This is a genomic window from Kitasatospora sp. GAS1066B, assembly GCF_041262605.1.
In the GTDB taxonomy this organism is placed as follows: Bacteria; Actinomycetota; Actinomycetes; order Streptomycetales; family Streptomycetaceae; genus Kitasatospora.
Map to the genome: position 1 here is coordinate 208,546 of NZ_JBGCCO010000002.1, position 18,072 is coordinate 226,617.

Consider the following 18,072-nt stretch of genomic DNA (forward strand, 5'->3'; position numbering starts at 1 on the left):
TTCGGTGGTGTTGATCAGGGCGAGTCGGATTCGGGTCTAGGCGCGGAAGGCCCTCCGAAGGAGTTCGCCGAACTCGGCGGGGTGTGTGGTCAGGCCGGTGTGCCCGCCGGGGAAGTGCTGGAGTTCCGTGCCGAGGCGCTCGGCCAGGAAAGCGGCGGGACGGTAGGGCAGCTCGCCGCGTGAGTCCTGGCCGCAGGCGAGCACGAGCCGGTCCGACAGTGCCTGCAGCTGGTGGATGTCCGGGGCGTAGGACATGAAGCTGGGCACGATGCGCCCGACGAAGTACGGCAGGTTGGCCATCGTCTGTTCGGCCCGCGCCGCTGCTTGCGGCGGAAGCTTGATTTCGGCCTTCGGCTCGGTGGTGTCGCCGTCCTTCTTCAGACCTGCGGCGAACACGGCCATCGCTGGCATGAGCCCCTGTGCGCGGAACGTTGCCTGCACGCGTGCGATGAGCGCTCGGTGTTCGGAGGCGTCCGGCAGGACCTCCACGATCGGCGGCTCGTGCGCCACGACGCGTTCGAGGCGTTGGGGACGGGTGGTGAGCAGGTGCAGGGCGGTGATCGCGCCCGAGCTGGAGCCGAACACCCGGGCGGGTTCACCTGGCGACAGCAGTTCCAGTATCCGGAACGCGTCGTCGGCGTGCTCGGCCACTTGCTGCTCGGCCTCGGGGTCGTCCAGCGTGCTTCGGGACATGCCGCGCGGGTCGTAGGTCGCGACGGTGTATTCGGCGGCCAGGTCGTGGGCGATGGCGTCGAAGGAGGCCGCGCCGCCCGTTCCTCCGGGGATCAGCAGCAGGAGCGGGCCGTGGCCGCGCACTTCGTAGTGCAGGGTCGCACCGTTCACGCGCAGGTGGCCGATGGTCGGGTCGGTCATGAGGAGTCTCCTTCTCGAGACGGGGGCCAGTGCTCCAGGAGGGTGTGCAGGGCGTCGAGGGCGCGGACCCAGGAGTGCTGCGGCGAGCGCTTGTGCGCGAACCCGCCCGCGGCCTCCAGGGCGACGAACCCGTGGAACGTGCTGCGCAGTAGCCGGACCGCGTCGGTCAGGTCGGGCTCGGTCAGTCCGTAGCCGCGCAGCATTCCGTAGGTCAGCTCGACCGCGCGCCGGGGTCCGGGCGCTTTTGCGGCCAGCTCGGGGTCGATCTGGATCGGGGTCTGCGTCGCCATGTAGCGGCCCGGATGCCGGTGGGCGTACTCCCGCCAGGCGTTGGCAAACGCGACCAGCGCGTCCCTGCCCGCCCGCCCGGCGGTCGCCTCCGCGATACGGATGGTCTTCTCGTCCGCCGCAAGGAGCGCGATCCGTCCGCGCAGATCCTCCAGGCTGCGGACGTGCGTGTAGAGGCTCGCGTCCTTCACGCCGAGCCGCCGCGCAACCTGCGACATGGTCACCTGGTCGAGCCCGACCTCGTCCGCCAGCTCGGCGCCCGCGATCGTCACCCGCTCCGCCGTCAGTCCGGCCCGCACCATGCACCCTCCCAAGATCCTAGGGCCCCTAGGTTATACCTAGGAGTCCTAGGAATGCCAAGCAGGAGTGCGTTCACGCGGGTACCGCTGTTGCGGATGACGGGGAATCAGAACTGGCCACCAGCGCCTGTGCGTGCGGCTGCCCGCCTGGCCGGTCGACTGTCAGGCGCGTCTACAACCCCGGCCGCACCGGACGAAGGCCGCGCCCCGCTGCTCGGCAGGGCAGTCCCCTGGTGGGCTGATGTGCCGTCAGGCCGCCTTGTCCAGGCGGATCCCGGCGACGACGGACTTGCCGCGCGTCGGACGGGGCAGGACGGCCCAGGCGTCGCAGAGCGCGTCCACGAGGAGCAGGCCCCGGCCGCCGCAGGCGCGGGGGCCGGGCGTGCCGCGGGTCGGGTGGCCGGGGCCGGGGTCGGAGACGGCGAGCCAGTAGTGGCCGTCGGCGGTCCAGAGGACCAGTTCGATCACCTCGTCCTCCTCAGGGTCGGTGCCGTGCAGGATCGCGTTGGTGACCAGCTCGGAGGTCAGCAGGCGCAGCTCGTAGGAGAGTTGGGCCGGACAGTGACGCGGCAGCGTATCCCGGACCACCTGCCGGGCGCGGGGCACCGAGGCGAGGCGGGCGGGGAAGCGCCAGTGGGTCGGGACGGCGGGGACGGTGAGGGTGGGGGAGGGGAGCGGGACTGCAGGCATGGCTGACTCCGTGAGGGAGTGGGGTGGTTGACGCGGCGGGGCCGGTGGCTTGCCTCCCTGGGCGCGGGCACACCTGGTCCAGGGCAGGTGGGCGTGCTCGCGCGGTGCACTTCCGGCGTTGCCGTAGGTGAGTTCCTTGCTACTTGAAGCTAGCGGCCTCTGTGGCAAAGTGCCACTGAAACACCAGTAATTGCCACTATCGTGTTGGACTGGGGCCGGTCAGCCACGGCAGACTGATCCCGAGTCAGCCTGAGAGGATGGCATGCCGACCCGACCTGTTCCGACCGAGCGCCAGAAGCGTCTGGGCGCCGAACTGCGCAAGCTCCGCATCGCCGCAGGTGTCAGCACCGAGTACGCGGCCGGTCTGCTTGGACTCGACCGTACGAAGATCTCCAACATGGAGTCAGGCGTCCGGATCGTCAGTCCGGATCGGGTGCGGACGTTGGCCTGCAACTACGCCTGCCCTGACGAGGCCTATGTCGAGGCGCTCGTGGCCATGGCCGACAACCGGGAGCATGGCTGGTGGGAAGAGGATCGAGGCACTCTGCCGCAGGGCATGCTCGACATCGCTGAGCTTGAGTGGCATGCGGTACGTCTCCATACGGCGCAGACCGTCCATCTGCCGGGTCTCCTGCACACGGATGAGTACGCCCGGGCTGTCTTCAGCGCCGTGCTACCCCCACTGTCACGGTTGGAGATCGAACTCCGAGTGAACCACCGTATGGCACGGCAGCGTGTTCTTGAGCGGTCTGACCCGCGGCGGTACGTGGGCTACGTTCACGAGGCCGCGCTGCGGATGCAGTTCGGTGGACGCAGAGTCATGCGGGCCCAGCTCGAATACGTATGCGCCAAGTCGGAGCAGAAGAACATCTCCATTCGGGTACTCCCGGTGGAGTGTGGTGCGTTCCCAGGTGCGGGTCATGCCCTGCTCTACGCCGAGGGGCCTGTTCCCCAACTCGACACCGTGCAACTGGACTCCGCCCACGGGCCCGAATTCACCGATGCCGGGGCGCAGCTCGCAAAGTATCGTGCACACCTCGACTGGATGGCAGGGGCGGCGCTGTCGCCGGAGAGGTCACGAGACTTCATGCATGCCATTGCTCAACACCTCTAGGAGGTCTTATGTCTGACATCAACTGGGAAGACCCGTTCTGCGGCGAGGGCAACAACTGCTTCCGCCTGGGCGCCGACGCCGCCGGCAATGCCTACATCGCCGTCGCCGGTCAGGAAGATCATCCCCTCACCGACTCCATGGACGCCCTGCGCACCCTCATTCTCGACATCAAGGCGGGCAAGGCCGACCACCTCCTGTAACGCCCACGACCCGTCCACTCCACGCGAACGCGCCCCCGTGTCAAGGCATGGCCGGACGGGGGCGCGTTCTGCGTTCAGCCCACCCCGCGGCTGCGGACCCGGACCGGCTCCGCCACTGCCCTCGCTCCTTCGGGTTGGAACCTCGCGACATCCGAATGTGGACGACGGCGGTTCAGCCGTCGAGGCTGTCGAGTGCGATTTCGGCGTAATGGGGCCAGGCATGGGCGTGGGTGACGGGGATGGCGACCCAGTCCTTGAACGGCCGGTGCTTGCCGGAGGGGTCGAAGAGTTCGGTTCCGGGCAGGGCAAGGGCCTCGGTGTGGGCGTGGGTGCCCGCGCCGAGCCGGAAGGCCAGCAGGTCGCCCTTGAGGCAGGCGAAGGCTTTGCCGTGGACCTTGAGGGCACGTTTGCCGAACATTGCTCCAGCGGTGGCACCGCGTGGGGCGAGGTCGGTGGCGATCTCGCCGAACAGGTCGTCAGAGGTCATGTGGCGGGTCCTCGCTCCTTCGAGTTGAAACGTCTCGCGACATCCAACCGGCACGTGGCCTGCCGACGCCAACCCGGTGAACCTTCTTCCTTGTCATTGAGACCGCCCGACGGGGGCGGTCATGGCGTCACCTCGAAGCGAGAACTCGGTGGCGAGCTCGGGCTGTTGCAGACGAGCATGCACCACACGAGTGACCAACCCGCGCGATGGAGCCAGGCAGTCGTCTACCCCGACATGTGGGCTGATCCGGACGACGACCCGCGACACAGCGAGAACAGTCCGGACGGCGAGCTTGCGACGCTGCATGACTTCCTGACGAACTACCGCATGACCCTGCGGATGAAGTGCGAGGGCCTGGAGGCGGAGCAACTGGCCCGACGGTCGGTTCCGCCGTCGACGATGTCGCTGCTCGGCCTGGTGCGGCACCTCGCCGAGGTGGAACGGGACTGGCGCAACTGGATCAGCGATGGCGACCCGCTGCCGAAGCTGTACGGCGAGCGTAACGCGGACTTTGCCGGAACTGTCGCCGTACAGGCCGAGGTTGACACCGCGTTCTGTGATCTTCAGCGCGAGCAGGCCGCGACCGACGCCGCGCTGGCCGAGCACCCGGACCTGAACGAGCGTGTGGGGAAGGACGGGATCGCGGTTCGGGAGCTGATGGTGCACAGGATCGACGAGTATGCCCGTCACTGCGGGCACGCCGACCTGTTGCGCGAGTGCATCGACGGCAGGGTGGGCCAGTGAGGGCGGCCGGGGTCAACAGCCGCCCCACCGGCCCGGGTACCTCGCTGTTCGGCCGTCGGCACGTTCGCGGATAGGGCAGGCCCAGTGACACCGAGCGCCGCCCGCCCAGTAGCCGCCCGCGAGTGCTGGTGGCCACCCGGGCTGCGGTGGGTCAGTGCATCAGTGGGATCGCCAGGGCGACCGCGGCCAGCGCGGCCACCAGCAGCAGCCACTTCCGCGAGCTCGCGCGGCTCCGCCTGTCGAGGCCGTCCAGCCGGCCGATGCCCCGACCGTACGTCTGACCGAGCCACAGGTAGGCGGCGCCGGCGTCCTGGCCGCTCTTGCCGTGGTGGTGGTGATGGTGGTGGCCGCCGAAGTTGCCACCGTGGTGGTGGCCGCCGAAGCCGCCGCCGTGGTGACCGCCGAAGTCGCCTCCGCTGTGACCGTCCATGGAGCCCTCCCCTGAGTGTCGCTTCTCTCGAGCGTGACACTTCTCGGCCCGCGCTACCTCAGCGCAGGCTCTGAACTGTGAAACCGCCACCACGCTGATCTTCGTCAACTCCGTTGTGCGAATAGCCGAGGAGACGCAGGTTTCGGACGAGACGCCGGTCAACAGGCAACAGCAGCGCCGCCGCCGGGGCCGCCACGCGGCGAGGCGACCGCGACCACACCCCGGCGGCCTGGTGCGGTCGTCGGCGGTGATGGCGCTCGGCACGGTGGCGTCGCGGGTCACCGGGCTGGTGCGGCTGGTGCTGCAGGGAGCGGCGCTCAGTTCGGGGCTGGTGGCCAGTACCTACAACACGGCGAACACCGTGCCGACCAGCATCTCCGTGCTGCTGGTGGGCGGCGCGCTCAACTCGGTGCTGGTGCCCCAACTGGTGCGGGCCCGGGCGGAGCACGCGGACGGTGGACGCGCGCATGAGCAGCGGCTGATCACGCTGGCCGCCGCGTACAGCATCTCCTACGCGATCGGCCTGCTGGTCACCGCGGTCTGGCTGCGCCGCCGACTCGCGGGCCGGCTGGACGGCAAGCGGCTGACCCGCACCTACGGGAAGCTGACGGTCGCCGCGGCGGCTGCCGGCGCGGCCGGCTGGGCGGCGGCGCACGCCTGCGGTGCGGCGGGTTCGGTGGCGCTCTGGGGGCCGGTGCTCGAACTGGTGGCAGGCGGTGGGGTGATGCTGGTGCTGTTCCTGGCGCTCGCCAGGGTGCTCAGGATCGGCGAACTGCGGATACTGCCGGGCCTGCGGTGAGCAGCTCAGCAGGGTCGGCCTAGGATCGGTGAACCGGAACAACCAACGGGTGGGCATGAGATGAAGCGCGCGACGGGGGCCCTGCTGGGGCTGGCGATCGGGGATGCGATGGGCTTTCCCACCGAGTTCAACACCCTCGCGCAGATCGAGGCGAAGTTCGGGTCGTGGCGCACGCTCCCACTGCCGATCTCCTCGGGTACCGCCTATGTCACCGATGACACCCAGATGACGCTCGCGCTCGGCGAGGGGCTGCAGGTGGCGCTGTCCGGCGGCCCACTCACCGCCGAGCGGATGGAACCGCCGGTCCGCGAGCACTTCCTGGCCTGGTACCACTCGCCCGAGAACAACCGGGCCCCGGGCGGCACCTGCCTGCGGGCCTGTGAGGCGCTGGACCGGGGTGGCGTCTGGCAGGCGGCCAGTGAGGTCGGTTCCAAGGGTTGCGGGGCGAACATGCGGGTCGCGCCGCTCGGCCTGATCCCGGGTCTGAGCGCCGAACAGCGCTCCGGTGCGGCCCAGTTGCAGTCCGGCCTCACCCACGGCCACCCCACCGCGCTCGCTGCCAGTGACCTGACCGCGCAGACCGTTCACCTGCTGGCCCAGGGCACTGCGCCGACCGAGTTGCTGCCGCTGCTGCGCGCCTACGCGCAGGAGAGCCGGGAGGTCTACCGGGCCGACTGGCTGGGCGACTTGGCCGAGCACGCCCAGGACCCGGACCGGGTGTCCTTCATCGCCCGGGGCTGGGCGGAGTGTCTGGCCGTCCTGGACCGGGTGGCGGCCGCACTGCCCGCCGCCGATCCGGACGCCGACCCCTGCCTGGCCACCGGCGCCGGCTGGATCGCCGAAGAGGCCTTCGCCACCGCCCTTTTCTGCTTCCTCCAGCATCCCGACGATCCGGTGACCGCGGTGCGCCGTGGCGCCTACTCCTCAGGTGACTCCGACTCGATCGCCGCGCTGGCGGGAGCCTTCGCCGGTGCGTGCCACGGGGCGGCGGCCTGGCCGTCGGAGTGGGTGGCGGTCATCGAGTACCGCGAGCGTCTGCTGGCCCTGGGTGCGGCCTGGGATCATTAGGGGGCCGCTGCGCTCGGTGCGGGTGGCCCGCACCACCGCTGCGCGGGGCTCTGAGTCCAGAGCCCCGCGAGCTGCGCCCGGCTACCGGGTCAGTAGTTGACGATCTGCAGATTGCCGGTGTTCCCGTTCACGGTGCCGCCCACGTACAGGGTGCCGCCGTCGGGGCCGACGGCCAGGCCGCTGGCCGAGTCCTCGTTCAGCCCGCTCACCGTCTCGTCCGGGAGGGCCGCGCCCGTGGTGGCGTTGAAGGCGAGCACCGAGGGGCCGTTGCTGTAGTCGTTCTCGACCACGTAGAGCCGGCTGCCGTCCGCGCTGACCTGCGGGTAGTCCAGCTCGCCGGTGCCACTCAGCAGCCGGAGGTTCGTGGTGACGGTGTCGGTGGCGGGGTTGATCAGCGCGCCGGCGCCGGTGCCGGTGCCGTTCACCGCGAACAGGCGGCTGCCGTCCGGGGTGAACGCCAGCGCGTAGTCGTAGGCGGTGGCGGTGCCCGGGACGGTGCCGACCAGGCTCGGTGCGGCGCCGGCCGTGCTCAGGTGCAGCACGCCGGCGATGCTGCCGACGTACACGTCGTGGCTGCCTGGTCGGACCGCCACCTCGCCCAGTTCGCTGGCCGGCACCTGGACCTGCGTGGTGAACGCCCGCTGCGCGGTGGCGAACTCCAGCACCCGGCCCTGCCCGTACTGACGGTAGGTCTCCGGCCCGTCCTGGGCCAGGTAGAGGGTGGACCCGTCCGGGCTGAGCGTCAGCCCCTCGGTCACGCCCGGGGTCCAGCCGGTCGGGCGGGCTTGGTCGGGCAGGGTGAGTGAGGCGAGTGCGGTCAGCGAGGCGGTGTCGACCACGCTGAGGGTCTGCCCGTTCAGCACGTAGAGCAGCGAGCCGTCCGCGCTGAGTGCCAGGTACGGTCGCCACTGGTCGGCGCCCAGGACGAGCTGCCCGGTCACCGTGTCGGCCTGGGTGTCGACCACCGTCACGACGACGTTGTTGTTCGCGTCGGTCGCCACGACGTAGGCCTTGCTGCCGTCCGGGCTGACCACCGGCGCGACGTCCTCGGTGCCCACCGCGATGGTGGCCTCGTTGCCGGAGACCGGCGGGGTCGATGTGACGGGCGTGGCCGCGGTGGCCACGCCGGCGGCCGGGCCGAGCAGCGCCGCGACAGCGAACGCTGCGGTGCCCCAACGGAAAGTCCGTGCAGGAGACTTCATGTGTAGCTTCCCTCCCCATGGCACCGCACGACGCGCTGCCGCAGGGCACGCTAGACGCTGCCCGGTCGAGGTGGAAGGGGGCCTGGGCGGGGGCCGTCCGCTCGCGAACCTCCGACCTGGACCGATCCGGGCCGGCGCGAGCCGGCACGGGCCCACTGTTCGTCCGCCGGTCACCTTCCCGAGCGGGATGAGATTTCTTCGCCGTGCTCGCAACCTCGGCCGGTGTCGCGCGTCTGGTGGGTTGAAGGCGCCCTTCAGCTGATGTTCCAGACCTTGTTTCCGTCACTTCCTCGGGAGAGTCACATGTCCTTGCACGCCAAGCGGAACTACCGTCCCCGCGCCCGCGTCGTGGGTACCGTCACCGGTATCGCGCTGCTGCTGGGCGGCGGCTTCGCTGCGCAGGCCGTCGCCGACTCCGGCGTGAAGGTGACCGACGCCACGCCGACGGTCACCACCACCGGGGACGCGACCCCGCAGGTCGCGTCGACGCCTGGCGTCTCGACGCCGGGCGGCGGTTCGAAGGTCGTGAGCCCGGGCACGTCGGCCGATGCTTCGAAGGTCGTCAGTGCGGGCACGCCGGCCAGCGCGGGCAAGTCCGGCGTCGTGACCGCTCCGGCGGCTGCCCCGGCCGCCGCCCCGGCCGAGGGCGCGCCGCGGGTGATCCAGCCGGGCAGCGGCGTCCAGAAGTAGCAGCAGTACCAGTACCAAGGGGCGGGCCGGCCGCTGCGCAGGTCGGCCCGCCCCTCCCGCTCCACCCGCAACGGATCGAGGCCCATGCAGTACGCCATTCCCGCAGCGTCGCCCTGGTGGTCCCGGTTGCTCTCCCGGATGACCGAAGCCGGGGACCCGCAGGTCCGGGGACGTCAGTTGCGGGCCGTCGGTACGTCGTCCTATGACGACGAGCCGCCGCCCACGCTGACCGAGCTGTACTGGGCACGGCGACTCGACATGCTGCGGCTCGCGATCTTCCTGGTGGACGATCGGCACACCGCCGAGGACGTCGTTCACGACGCCTTCGCCGCGCTCTGCCGTACCTACGGCACCTCGCTGGACGGCCTCCAGGATCCCGGGGCCTACCTGCACACGGCCGTCGTCAACGCGGCCCGCTCCGTGCTGCGCAGGCGCCGCACCGCCCGTGCCTACACCCCGCCGCACCAGGGTTACGGGCCGCCCGTCGACGAGGGGCTGCTGCTTGCCGAGGAGCACCGTGAAGTTCTCGTCGCGCTCGCAGAACTGACGGACCGTCAGCGCGAGGTGCTGGTACTGCGCTACTGGTCGGAGCTGACCGAGGCGCAGATCGCCCAGACACTCGGGCTGTCGCGCGGCACGGTGAAGTCCACCGCGAGCCGCGCGCTGGACATCCTGGAGAAGAAGCTGGGGGAGGAGCGATGAAGCCGACTGCCGAGGACCGCCGGTCCGCGACCGAGGACCGGTTGCGCGCCGCGCTGGCCGCCCGCGCCGCGCTCGTCACGCACCGCGACCTGCGCCACGACGCGCCGCCACAGGGCCGCAGTTGGGGAGTGCGCCGGGTGCGCGGGGTCGTCTTCGCCGTGCTCGGGGCGGCTGCCGCCGTGGCGGCCGGGTGCCTGCTGCTGCCCGGCAACCCGCCGGACCCGGCGCCGTTGCTGCCTGCCGGCACCCCGGGCATCAGTGGACCATCGCCGTCCGCACCCGCGAGCCCGGTCGGCCCGTCCGTCGTGAGTCCTGGCGTGCTCAGCACGCCGTAGCCGGGGGCGTGACCGCCAGCAGGTCATTGGCAGGCGGGACAGGGCATCGGTACCCCGTCGCCGCCCATCGGGCCGACGGTCAGGGTCGTGGAGCTGACCATGATCGCGTCGTCGGCCGGGGACTTGGCGTACAGGTTGTCGATGTCGGCGACCAGTGGCTGGGTCTCGTTCGGCGGGATGACCTGGACCTTGACCGCGCGCGGGTAGCCCGCGCTGGCGCCCGGCGCCTTGGTGTCGAACTGGACGTAGGCGGCGCTCGCGGTCTGCGGGCTGTTCGAGCTGCGGGGGGCGAGGGTCTGCTGGACGGGCTTGCCGCTGCCGCTCGAGGCTGCGTTGCGCACGTCCTTCATGCCGAGTGGCCGGCCGGTGCTCTGATCGAGCAGTTCCACGCCCGGGTAGCCGTACAGCGTGCAGGTGTGGGTGGAGGTGTTGATGAGATGGATGTAGAAGTCGCCCTTGCCGCCGCTGGGCGAAGGGGCGTCCTGCGGGCCCATGATGACCTGGAGCAGGAGGTCGCTCGAGTGACAGGCGGCGCCGGCCGAGGCGGGAGTTGCGCCCGAGGTCACGGGCGCGTTGGTCACGGGCGCGTTGGTCACCGGTGCGTCAGTGACCGGCAGGTTAGTGGCCGGTGCACTGGTGGCCGGCGCGCTGGCCGTCCTCGAGGGCGCAGCGGCCGTGGTGGCTGGCGCACCGGCCGCCGTGCCCGAGGACGTGGCGCCGCACGCCGTGAGCGCCACCCCGGCCGCCAGTGTCACCGCGAGCCGTTGAATTCGCATCAGTTCCCCCAGGGTCCAAGCCAGTTGACGCCTTACGTTGTCCTTACGCCAGGGCGATCGCCGACGGTTTCAGCTGTTACCGTCCTGGAACACGACCGGTACGGCTGGCAGGATCGTTTCGTGGACCGACCTGTGGACCGACCCGTGGTGACCCTGCGCAAGATCACGCTCGACGACTGGCCGGCCGTGCACTCCTGGGCCGGGCTCGACGAGGCGTGCCGCTACCAGGCCTGGGGGCCGAACACCGAGGAGCAGACCCGCGCGTTCGTGGAAGTCGCTGCCGCAGGCTGGGCGCAGGACGATCAGCGGCGGTTCAGCTACCTCGCCTGCCTGGCGGACGAGGTCGTCGGCATGGGGGAGTTGCACATCCGCAGCCGGTCCCAGCGGCAGGGCGAGATCAGCTACGTCGTGGCCCCGCGCGCCTGGGGACGGGGTGTGGGCACGGCGATCGGGCGGCAGCTGCTCACGCGCGGGTTCGGGGAGTTGGGGCTGCACCGGATCTACGCCACCTGCGACCCGCGCAACCTCGCGTCGGCCCGGGTGCTGCGCAAGCTCGGGATGAGCCATGAGGGGCGGCATCGGCACACCGCGCTGATCCGGGACGGCTGGCGGGACTCCGAGGTGTTCGCGATCCTCGAGACGGAGCACGGCTGAGACGGAGCACCGCTGAAGCCCGCTGAAGCCCGCTGCGGCCCGGTGCTTCCTCAGCGTCGTGCGTGGCGGATCTTCACCCGGCCGAACTGCAGGGTTCCCGTGATCCGGATCGTCGGCCCGCCGCCGTGAGCGCCTCGCGGGGCGCGGTAGTCCGGGGCCTTCCACACGCCGCGCAGATCCTCGAGGTCGACGACCGCGCCGCGCGGAACCGTGATCTTCGCCCGGCCGGTGCCGAGCTGCAACTCGATGTCGACCACCGGGTGTTCGATGACCGCCCGGGACAGGTCGAGGTGCACTCTGCCGAAGGCGGACTCGACTCTGAGGACCCGGGGCACCCGCCAGACGCCGCGCCGTCGGATCGCTCCGCTCATCGCGCCGATCGTGGAGGCGGCTCCCGGCTTCTCGGCCGGGAGCGAGGCCAGGGCCGGCACGAGGTCACCACGCGTCCGGGCGGTGAGGACCCGCTGGAGCAGTGCGTCCATGTCCTCGTGCGAGAGGTGCCCTTCGGCGTACGCCTCTTGCAGGCGCCGCACGGCCGTGTCGCGATCGTCCTCGGTGATCCGTGGCGGTGGGTCTTCCGGCAGCGAGGTCACCTCGCCACTCTACGCCGTGACCTCCGCCGAATCCCCGCCGCCGGCGGCGAGTTGTTCCGCCAGTGAGCGGTGAAAGGCGGTCACCAGCGCCTGGGTCAGCAGGGGTTCGATCTGTCCGGCCTGCTCGCGCATCCGGTCGACCTCGGCGTCGTCGGCGCCGCTCTCGCGGAACGGCTTCCAGACGGTCTCGCGGAAGAGGCGGTGCAGTTCGCGGGCGGTGGCCTGGCTGTGCAGGCGGACCACTGCGCGGGTGGCGACGATGGTCTCCAGCGGGATCGGCAGGTCCAACACCCGTGCGCCCAGCGGGAGCAGGCCCGGGTCGACCAGGAACTCGTCAGCGCGGTCGGTGCGTTGGAGGGCGCCCATGGCGACCAGCTGGTCCAGGTCGGCCTCCGAGAGGTCGCGGCCGACCCGGCGGGAGAGTTGGCCGGTGCTGGCCTGCTCGGCGGTCTCCGGGGCCCAGACGGCGATCAGGGCGCGGTGGATGGCCAGGTCGAGGGCGCTGATGTCGGGCGGGAGCTGGTCCAGGTAGCGCTCGATCGCGGCGAGCGTGAGGCCCAGGCGCTGCAACTCCTCGATCAGCTCCAGGCGGTCCAGGTGCTCGGCCCCGTACAGGCCGACCCGGCGCGGCCCCAGCTGTGGTGGCGGCAGCAGGCCCCGGCTGCCGTAGAAGCGCAGGGTCCGCACGGTCACCCCGGCGCGGGCGGCGAGTTCGTCGACGGTCAGACGCAGCACGGTGGGGGCTCCTGGTGGGACAGTCCTGCTGTGACAGTAGCAGTGTGACCATCCCACCAAGGCCATCCCACCAAGGCCATCCACCAAGGCCATCCACCAAGGCCCGAAGGCAGCCCGAAGTCAGCCCGCCAGCTCCGCGTGGTGGCGCTTGGCGACCTCGGGGTGAGCGCGCAGGTAGCCTTTCAGCTCGTTGCGCCCGAACTCGGCGTAGAGCGGGTTGGCCGGGTCCTCCGTCGCGCCGGGGGCGTGGTGGGCGCGCGGGAACTCCAGCGGCTCGATGTGGGCGTCCAGCCGCGGGTTGTAGAAGAACGGCACCGAGTAGCGCTCGCGGCCGCCGGGCGGGCTGACCACGCGGTGGTTGGTGGCCTTCAGGTAGCCGTCCGTGGCGACCTCCAGCAGCTCGCCGAGGTTGACCACGAAGGAGCCCGGCATGGACGGCACGTCCAGGAAGTCGCCGTCGGGCATCTCCACCTGCAGCCCGGGCACGCTGTCGGTCAGCAGCAGGGTGAGGAAGCCGTAGTCCTTGTGCGCGCCGACCCCCTGGCCGCCGCCGTCGGGGGCGCTGCCGGGGTAGCGGACCAGCTTGAGGCGCAGGTGCGGGTGACCGGCGAAGGCGTCGTCGTAGAAGTCGGGCTTGGCGCCGATCGCGGTCAGCAGCTCGTGCAGCAGGCGGTCGGCGACGGCGCTCAGGCGCTCGATCCAGTGCAGCGAGGCCCTGCGCAGCTCGGGCAGGCCCGCCGGCCACTGGTTGGGGCCCTCCAGCCACCAGTAGTCCGGCTCGTCGGCCGCGGGGCGGTGCGGGGGCAGTTCGGCGCCGATGTCGAGCTGGTCGCGCCAGTCGCTGCGACCGCCGGTGCGCTCGTCGCCGATCCGCGTGTAGCCGCGGAAGTGCGGGGAGTTGAGGTTGCTGATCGCCAGCCGCTCAGCCTCGGGGAGGGCGAAGAAGGCGTGCATCGCCTCGGTCAGTTCGGCGGTCTCGCGCTCGGTGACGCCGTGGCCGATCAGGTGGAAGAAGCCCACCTCGGTGGCCGCCCGGTTCAGTTCGTCCTGGAACGCGGCCCGCTGCTCGGGGGTGCCGGAGGCGGCCGAGAGGTCGATCACCGGAAGGCCGGTGGATATGTGCTGCTGCTGCGACATGAGGGTGACATCCGCTGGGTTCGGCCCGGCCGGTCCCGGCGGTGGCCGGGTGGACCGGGGACGCTGCGGATGATGGCGCGGCGCCCCCGGTGCCGGGGTCCTGAAAGGTGAGGGTGAGGGGTCAGCGGTGGCCGCGACAGGACATGCTCGTGACGCGGAGCAGGTCCACGTGGCGACGCCTGACGAGAATGAGCACGTCCACCAGGGTAGAGGGCTCAGGGGGGTGGGTGGATTGTGACCTGCATGACAGGCGATTATGCGGGCGGGTCCTGCAGCCCGTCGATACGCAGATCGGCCAGTCGTACCTGGTACCAGACAACGGTGGTCTTTCCGCCCGCCCAGTCCTCGGTGAGGATCACGGTGGTGTGGCCGGCGCCGCTGCCCTCGTCCTTCACCGACCAGTCGTTCGGTCCGTTCTGGGCGCGGAAGATCGGATCCGCCTGGTGCGAGGTCGCCCACTGGCTCAGCTCGTTGTTGAGCTCCGTGGTGAGGAACTCCTGGCGCACCTCGAGCGGGTCCTGGTTGGGGGTCTGACCCAGGACGGCGTCCCGGTATTGGCCGAAAAAGGCGTTTACCTGGTCTTCGGCCCGGGTCCGCTGCGGCACCGCGTGCGCGGGGGCGGCCAGCAGACCGGCGAGTGCGAGGGAGGAGACCGCGGCGAGCGCGGTGCGGATGCGTGGCATGCGGACATTCTGTTACCGCCTGGTCACGCTCCGTGGGATGCCGCGCTCACCAGTGTCGGAAGTCGGCTGAACCGACTTCCGACACCGCGCACCAGGCCGGTCAGGCCTGCGGTGCCTGCTCCGCGGCGATCTTGGCCCGCACCTCGTCCATGTCCAGCTGCTTCGCCTGCTGGATCAGGTCCTCCAGCGCGGCCGGCGGCAGCGCGCCCGCCTGGGCGAAGATCATCACGTTCTCCCGGATGATCGCCAGCGTCGGGATCGAGGTGATGTCGAAGGCTGCCGCGAGCTCCTGCTGCGCCTCGGTGTCGACCTTGCCGAAGACCAGGTCGGGATGGGCCTCGGCGGCCTTGTCGTAGACCGGCGCGAAGCTGCGGCACGGACCGCACCAGGACGCCCAGAAGTCGATCAGAACGAACGAGTCCGCGTTGACGACCTCGTCGAAGTTGTCCTTGGTGAGTTCCACGGTAGTCATGCCGCAGTCAACCGCCCTCGCCGCACGGCTATTCCGCGTCCCGGTAGGTCTCCAGCAGCCGCAGCCAGATCTCGCTGACCGTCGGATACGCCGGAACCGCGTGCCAGAGCCGGTCGATCGGCACCTCACCGACCACCGCCACCGTCGCCGAGTGCAGCAGGTCGCCCACCCCCGGCCCGACGAAGGTGACTCCGAGCAGCACCTCGCGGTCCAGGTCCACCACCATCCGGGCCCGACCCTGGTAGTTGTCGGCGGCCAGCGAGGCGCCCGCCACCTGGCCGATCTCGTAGTCGACCGCCTTGACCCGGTGCCCGGCCCGCCGGGCCTCGTCGGCCGAGAGGCCGACCGCCGCCACCTCCGGTTCGGTGAAGATCACCTGGGGCACGGCGGTCAGGTCGGCGGTGGCAACGTGCGGGCCCCAGGGGGCCGGGTCGACGGTCCGCCCCAGCGCCCGGGCGGCGATCGCGGCGCCCGCCATCCGGGCCTGGTACTTGCCCTGGTGGGTGAGCAGCGCCCGGTGGTTGACGTCGCCGGCCGCGTACAGCCAGCCGCCCTCGACGCCGCGCACCGCGCAGTGGTCGTCCACCGACAGCCAGTCGCCGTCGTTCAGGCCGACGCTCGCCAGGCCGAGACCGTCCGTGTGCGGCGCCCGGCCGGTGGCGTAGAGCAGCTCCTCGGCGGCCAGTTCGGTGCCGTCGTCGAGCCGGACGGTCACCACCGCGCCGTCCCGCGCGACCGACGCCACCTCGGCGTCGAACCGCACCGTGACGCCCGAAGCGCGCAGCCCGGCCGCCACCAGCTCGCCGGCGAACGGCTCCAGGCGCGGCAGCAGCCCGCTACCGCGGACCAGCAGCGTGACCTGCGAGCCGAGCGCCTGCCAGGCGGCCGCCATCTCCACCCCGACCACCCCGCCGCCCACCACCAGCAGCCGGGCGGGGGCCTCCTTGGCGCTGGTCGCCTCCCGGCTGGTCCAGGGCCGTGCCTCGGCCAGCCCGGGCACCCCGGCGGGCAGCACCGCCCGGGTGCCGGTGCACACCGCCACCGCGTGCCGGGCGGTCAGCACCCGCTCGCCGCCCTCCGGGGTGCGCACCACCACCCGGCGCACGCCGTCCAGCCGGCCCTCGCCGCGCACCAGGTCCGCGCCGATCCCGGCCACCCAGGCGGCCTGCCCGTCGTCCTTCCAGTTGGCGGTGAAGGAGTCGCGGCGGGCCAGCACGGCCGCCGTGTCCAGCTTCCCGGTGACGGCCTCGCGCGAGCCGGCCACCGCGCGGGCGGCGGCGAGCGCGGCCGACGGGCGCAGCAGCGCCTTGCTCGGCATGCAGGCCCAGTACGAGCACTCGCCGCCGACCAGTTCGCTCTCCACCAGCGCGGTGCTCAGCCCGGCGGCCCGGGTCCGGTCGGCCAGGTTCTCGCCGGTCGGGCCGGCACCCAGCACGATGACGTCGTACTCGGTCGTCGCGGCGGTCATCTGTGCGGTCATCTCGGTGGTCATGCGGTCTCCCTCGGGATGGCTGATGTTCCGTCAGCCATCCTGGAGCACCGCGGGCCGGAACGGGGCATCCCCGCAGCGCCGTGTGGTGTGCTCAGAGTGCCTTGCGGCGCTGCAGCAGCCCGAAGGCGGCCCAGCCCGGCAACACCGGCAGCAGCAGCGTGATCAGCCGGAACAGCACCACCGGCGCGTACGCCTGCGCGTTGCCGATCCCCGTGGTGGCCGACAGCAGGGCCGCGGTGGTGACCTCCACCCCGACCACCCCGCCCGGGGTCGGCGTCGCCGAGCCCAGCGCGTTGCCGAGCAGGAAGGCCACCGCCACGGCGGCGAAGCTCGCGGCCAGGCCGGTGGCCCGCACGCAGCAGTAGAGGCAGCTCACCATGGTCATCGAGATCACCAACTGCCCGAGCACGCCGACGGCCAGCCGGCCCGGGTGGCGCGTCAGATCCCGCAGCCGGGTCAGCGAGCCCTCGGTCAGCGGCCGCAGCCGGGCCAGCACCCAGCGCCGGGGACGGGGGACGATGAGCAGCGCGAGCGCCAGCACGGCCAGCAGTCCGGCGCCGATCAGCACGACCAACTCGGCGGTGCCGTCCGCGTGGTGGTCGGGCTGGAAGCCGGTCAGCCAGAGGAAGAAGGCCAGTTGCGCCATGTGCAGCACCAGCCCGAGCAGTTGCCCGGCCCCCACGCTGGAGGCCGCCGGGCCCGGCGCTATCCCGGCCCGCAGCAGCAGTCGGGTGTTCAGCGCCATCCCGCCGAAGCCGCCGGGTGCGACCAGCTTGACGAAGGCGCCGGCCAGTTGCGCCGCCGCGGCGCGGGCGAATCCGATCCGCTCCGGCACGAAGCCCAGGAACCCCATGGTCGCCGTCGGGTAGCTGGCCGCCATCGCCAGCACCGCGAGCAGCGCCCAGGCCGGGTCCGCGGCCAGCACCAGCCGCACCGGATCGACGTGCGAGCCGGTGCCCTGGAGATAGAGCAGCGCACCGAACATCAGCGCGCCCGCCACCATGATCGCCGTGCGCGGCCTGATCCACCCCGGCCTGCGCGCCTGTTGCGTCTGCGATATCCCCGTCGTCACCGTCGCATGCTCCCACGGGGCGCTCGAGCGACGCCCGGCTGTTTCCTCGACCTCCACCGGGTGACGGGTGCGCCGGTCTGCTCGACCTTGCTCGCGGTCAGTAGGGAGAGGGCTGGTTGTGGACGATGACCAGGGACGTGATCTTGCCGTCCGCGACCGTGAGGTAGCTGGTGAGCACCAGCTCTTCGGGCAGGTCCGTCTTGTCGTACTCGCCGTCGTAGCGCGCCCGCACGATCGTCAGGGCGCGGTGGTTCACGACCTCGGCCACCTCCATGGTGACCTTGTCGCCGACGATCTCGCGGCGTACCCAGGCGCGGATCGAGGTGGGGTCGGCGAACTCGCGGCGCACGTCGTTGACCACGGCGTCATCGGCGAAGGTCGCCATGACGGCGTCCACGTCGAAGGCGTTGACCGCCTCGATGTAGGCGGCGACGACGTCGGGCAGAACCGCGGCCTGGGTGTCGGTGTTCATGGCGAGCTCCTTCGTTGGTCCCGGCACTGTGCGGTGCCTGTTCAAACGGTGGGCCCTGCCCGTGT

Annotated in this window: 24 protein-coding genes and 1 pseudogene; 10 read left to right on the top strand and 15 right to left on the bottom strand. The window is 71.4% G+C overall.

Translation table 11 applies throughout. The features are described from left to right. Nucleotides 1-36: 36 nt before the first annotated feature. The 3 genes from ABH937_RS02545 to ABH937_RS02555 all read right to left on the bottom strand — a co-directional run bounded on the left by ABH937_RS02545 (nt 37) and on the right by ABH937_RS02555 (nt 2,150). Complete coding sequence (locus ABH937_RS02545) at nt 37-873, bottom strand: alpha/beta fold hydrolase (protein ID WP_370217004.1); 837 nt, start codon at nt 871-873, stop codon at nt 37-39. Continuing rightward, the gene (locus tag ABH937_RS02550) at nt 870-1,463 is read right to left on the bottom strand and encodes a TetR/AcrR family transcriptional regulator (protein ID WP_280687224.1); all 594 of its coding nucleotides are present in this window, start codon (nt 1,461-1,463) and stop codon (nt 870-872) included. The genes ABH937_RS02545 and ABH937_RS02550 overlap by 4 nt, the downstream gene beginning before the upstream one ends. Before the next feature lie 246 nt (nt 1,464-1,709). After that, nucleotides 1,710-2,150: an ATP-binding protein gene (locus ABH937_RS02555; protein ID WP_280687225.1), complete on the bottom strand. Its 441-nt coding sequence runs from the start codon at nt 2,148-2,150 to the stop codon at nt 1,710-1,712. 262 nt (nt 2,151-2,412) lie between these two features. On the opposite strand from ABH937_RS02555, the gene ABH937_RS02560 reads away from it, so the two are divergent. Together ABH937_RS02560 and ABH937_RS02565 are read left to right on the top strand one after the other, a co-directional pair. Then, the gene (locus ABH937_RS02560; protein ID WP_370217005.1) at nt 2,413-3,264 is read left to right on the top strand and encodes a helix-turn-helix domain-containing protein; all 852 of its coding nucleotides are present in this window, start codon (nt 2,413-2,415) and stop codon (nt 3,262-3,264) included. 8 nt (nt 3,265-3,272) lie between these two features. Then, on the top strand, nt 3,273-3,464 hold the full coding sequence (locus tag ABH937_RS02565; protein WP_370217006.1) for a hypothetical protein: 192 nt from the start codon (nt 3,273-3,275) through the stop codon (nt 3,462-3,464). Nucleotides 3,465-3,636: 172 nt separating this feature from the next. Here ABH937_RS02565 and ABH937_RS02570 read toward each other — a convergent pair whose 3' ends face one another. Further along, complete coding sequence (locus ABH937_RS02570) at nt 3,637-3,951, bottom strand: hypothetical protein (protein ID WP_370217007.1); 315 nt, start codon at nt 3,949-3,951, stop codon at nt 3,637-3,639. Between the two features lie 177 nt (nt 3,952-4,128). On the opposite strand from ABH937_RS02570, the gene ABH937_RS02575 reads away from it, so the two are divergent. Further along, nucleotides 4,129-4,695 (top strand): DinB family protein, encoded by a 567-nt coding sequence (locus ABH937_RS02575; protein ID WP_370217136.1) that lies wholly within the window; start codon nt 4,129-4,131, stop codon nt 4,693-4,695. Nucleotides 4,696-4,846: 151 nt separating this feature from the next. Here the strand turns inward: ABH937_RS02575 and ABH937_RS02580 are convergent, their stop codons facing one another. Continuing rightward, nucleotides 4,847-5,125 (bottom strand): hypothetical protein, encoded by a 279-nt coding sequence (locus tag ABH937_RS02580; RefSeq protein WP_280687230.1) that lies wholly within the window; start codon nt 5,123-5,125, stop codon nt 4,847-4,849. Between the two features lie 250 nt (nt 5,126-5,375). Between ABH937_RS02580 and ABH937_RS02585 the strand changes: the two are divergent. Together ABH937_RS02585 and ABH937_RS02590 are read left to right on the top strand one after the other, a co-directional pair. Beyond that, nucleotides 5,376-5,669, top strand: a pseudogene (locus ABH937_RS02585) (lipid II flippase MurJ); the annotation flags it as partial. A gap of 315 nt (nt 5,670-5,984) precedes the next feature. Beyond that, on the top strand, nt 5,985-6,992 hold the full coding sequence (locus ABH937_RS02590) for an ADP-ribosylglycohydrolase family protein (RefSeq protein ID WP_370217008.1): 1,008 nt from the start codon (nt 5,985-5,987) through the stop codon (nt 6,990-6,992). 89 nt (nt 6,993-7,081) lie between these two features. Here ABH937_RS02590 and ABH937_RS02595 read toward each other — a convergent pair whose 3' ends face one another. Continuing rightward, nucleotides 7,082-8,194 (bottom strand): hypothetical protein, encoded by a 1,113-nt coding sequence (locus tag ABH937_RS02595; protein WP_370217009.1) that lies wholly within the window; start codon nt 8,192-8,194, stop codon nt 7,082-7,084. Nucleotides 8,195-8,497: 303 nt separating this feature from the next. Between ABH937_RS02595 and ABH937_RS02600 the strand changes: the two genes are divergently transcribed. The 3 genes from ABH937_RS02600 (at nt 8,498) to ABH937_RS02610 (ending at nt 9,921) form a co-directional block, all read left to right on the top strand. After that, entirely contained in the window at nt 8,498-8,884 is a 387-nt protein-coding gene (locus ABH937_RS02600; RefSeq protein WP_370217010.1) for a hypothetical protein, read from the top strand. A gap of 84 nt (nt 8,885-8,968) precedes the next feature. Continuing rightward, nucleotides 8,969-9,586, top strand: coding sequence for a sigma-70 family RNA polymerase sigma factor (locus ABH937_RS02605; RefSeq protein ID WP_280687234.1), 618 nt, complete (start codon nt 8,969-8,971; stop codon nt 9,584-9,586). Next, nucleotides 9,583-9,921, top strand: a complete 339-nt coding sequence (locus ABH937_RS02610) for a hypothetical protein (RefSeq protein ID WP_370217011.1) — start codon at nt 9,583-9,585, stop codon at nt 9,919-9,921. The genes ABH937_RS02605 and ABH937_RS02610 overlap by 4 nt, the downstream gene beginning before the upstream one ends. Nucleotides 9,922-9,944: 23 nt before the next feature. Here the strand turns inward: ABH937_RS02610 and ABH937_RS02615 are convergent, their stop codons facing one another. Beyond that, on the bottom strand, nt 9,945-10,502 hold the full coding sequence (locus ABH937_RS02615; RefSeq protein WP_370217012.1) for a DUF4232 domain-containing protein: 558 nt from the start codon (nt 10,500-10,502) through the stop codon (nt 9,945-9,947). A 25-nt stretch (nt 10,503-10,527) separates the two neighbouring features. Here ABH937_RS02615 and ABH937_RS02620 point away from each other — a divergent pair, with 25 nt between their 5' ends. Together ABH937_RS02620 and ABH937_RS02625 are read left to right on the top strand one after the other, a co-directional pair. Continuing rightward, nucleotides 10,528-10,689 (top strand): hypothetical protein, encoded by a 162-nt coding sequence (locus ABH937_RS02620; RefSeq protein ID WP_280687237.1) that lies wholly within the window; start codon nt 10,528-10,530, stop codon nt 10,687-10,689. A 128-nt stretch (nt 10,690-10,817) separates the two neighbouring features. Further along, complete coding sequence (locus tag ABH937_RS02625) at nt 10,818-11,351, top strand: GNAT family N-acetyltransferase (RefSeq protein WP_370217014.1); 534 nt, start codon at nt 10,818-10,820, stop codon at nt 11,349-11,351. A 50-nt stretch (nt 11,352-11,401) separates the two neighbouring features. Here ABH937_RS02625 and ABH937_RS02630 read toward each other — a convergent pair whose 3' ends face one another. From ABH937_RS02630 to ABH937_RS02665, 8 genes are all read right to left on the bottom strand, one after another. Next, complete coding sequence (locus ABH937_RS02630; RefSeq protein WP_370217016.1) at nt 11,402-11,944, bottom strand: DUF1707 domain-containing protein; 543 nt, start codon at nt 11,942-11,944, stop codon at nt 11,402-11,404. Between the two features lie 9 nt (nt 11,945-11,953). Next, complete coding sequence (locus ABH937_RS02635) at nt 11,954-12,679, bottom strand: MerR family transcriptional regulator (RefSeq protein ID WP_370217018.1); 726 nt, start codon at nt 12,677-12,679, stop codon at nt 11,954-11,956. A gap of 120 nt (nt 12,680-12,799) precedes the next feature. Continuing rightward, nucleotides 12,800-13,816, bottom strand: coding sequence for an isopenicillin N synthase family dioxygenase (locus ABH937_RS02640; protein WP_370217019.1), 1,017 nt, complete (start codon nt 13,814-13,816; stop codon nt 12,800-12,802). A 254-nt stretch (nt 13,817-14,070) separates the two neighbouring features. Beyond that, nucleotides 14,071-14,499, bottom strand: a complete 429-nt coding sequence (locus ABH937_RS02645; protein ID WP_280687241.1) for a hypothetical protein — start codon at nt 14,497-14,499, stop codon at nt 14,071-14,073. Between the two features lie 100 nt (nt 14,500-14,599). Then, nucleotides 14,600-14,971: a thioredoxin gene (gene trxA, locus ABH937_RS02650; RefSeq protein WP_280687242.1), complete on the bottom strand. Its 372-nt coding sequence runs from the start codon at nt 14,969-14,971 to the stop codon at nt 14,600-14,602. A gap of 28 nt (nt 14,972-14,999) precedes the next feature. Then, nucleotides 15,000-16,451 (bottom strand): NAD(P)/FAD-dependent oxidoreductase, encoded by a 1,452-nt coding sequence (locus ABH937_RS02655; protein ID WP_370217137.1) that lies wholly within the window; start codon nt 16,449-16,451, stop codon nt 15,000-15,002. A gap of 103 nt (nt 16,452-16,554) precedes the next feature. Beyond that, nucleotides 16,555-17,535, bottom strand: a complete 981-nt coding sequence (locus ABH937_RS02660; protein WP_370217021.1) for a YbhN family protein — start codon at nt 17,533-17,535, stop codon at nt 16,555-16,557. Between the two features lie 97 nt (nt 17,536-17,632). Then, entirely contained in the window at nt 17,633-18,007 is a 375-nt protein-coding gene (locus ABH937_RS02665; RefSeq protein ID WP_280687245.1) for a nuclear transport factor 2 family protein, read from the bottom strand. Nucleotides 18,008-18,072: the final 65 nt, after the last annotated feature.